Below are 893 nucleotides of genomic sequence, written 5' to 3' on the forward strand. Positions count from 1 at the left end.
TCACTCTCCCGCCCCGGTGGGGCGGGTCTTTGCCCCGGCCGAAGGCCGGGGGTGGGGTGGTGCTTTGCGCCGGAGGTGCGGGACGAGGTCCCCGGTCTTCAGCACGGCCTCCTTCTCCCGCCCTGAAGGGCGGGGTGTTTCCCCCGGCCTTCGGCGCGGCTTCCCTCTCCCGCCCCGAAGGGGCGGAAGAAATCCTCGGCCTTCGGCGCGACCCCCCTCTCCCGCCCCGAAGGGGCGGAGTGATTTTCCCGGCCTTCGGCCGGGAGTGGGGTGGTGCTTCGCCCCGAGGGGGCGGGACAAGGTCCCTGGTCCTTGGCGCGGCCTCCTTCTCCCGCCCTGAAGGGGCGGGGTGTTTTCCCCGGCCGAAGGCCGGGGGCCGGGTGGTGCTTCGTGCCGGGGCGCGGGCCCGTTGCTCCGCCCCGGAGGGGCGGGGCGGTGGTTTCCCCGCTTTCGGCCGGGGGCCCCGCGTCGGAGGCGCGGGGGTGCGGGGACGGTCACGTCACGGACAGCGTGGACGGGACCCGCCCGGAGGGGGGCTGTTTGTGGCAGGGCCGTTTTCGGACGGCCCTCGCGGTGGACAATAAGGGTCATGAGCCAGCAGGGCGAGCAGAACGGGTCGCACCGCGGCACCGAGGACGACTGGTGGCGGGACTTGTACGACGAGTCCGCCGCCGACGTGGGGCCGGCCCCCGCGTCCGATTCCCTTGAGGACCGCTTCGACTCGGCGCTCCGTACCGTCGCCGCCCGGGCCGGCCGGGACACCCACGACCCGAGCGCGAGGGGTCGGACCACCGAGGCCCGTACGGCCGGGGAGCGCGGCGGTCCGCACCGACCCCGAGCACCCCCGAGGAGATACCAAATCCGCACCTCCTGAACAGGACATATTCACGCGC

1 protein-coding gene is annotated in these 893 nt (G+C 74.1%); it reads left to right on the forward strand.

Translation table 11 applies throughout. The features are described from left to right. Positions 1-589 precede the first annotated feature (589 nt). The gene (locus ACSNOD_RS31470) at positions 590-874 is read left to right on the forward strand and encodes a hypothetical protein (protein WP_436770485.1); all 285 of its coding nucleotides are present in this window, start codon (positions 590-592) and stop codon (positions 872-874) included. Positions 875-893: the final 19 nt, after the last annotated feature.

Source organism: Streptomyces sp. URMC 123 (assembly GCF_051386515.1).
Classification (GTDB): domain Bacteria; phylum Actinomycetota; class Actinomycetes; order Streptomycetales; family Streptomycetaceae; genus Streptomyces.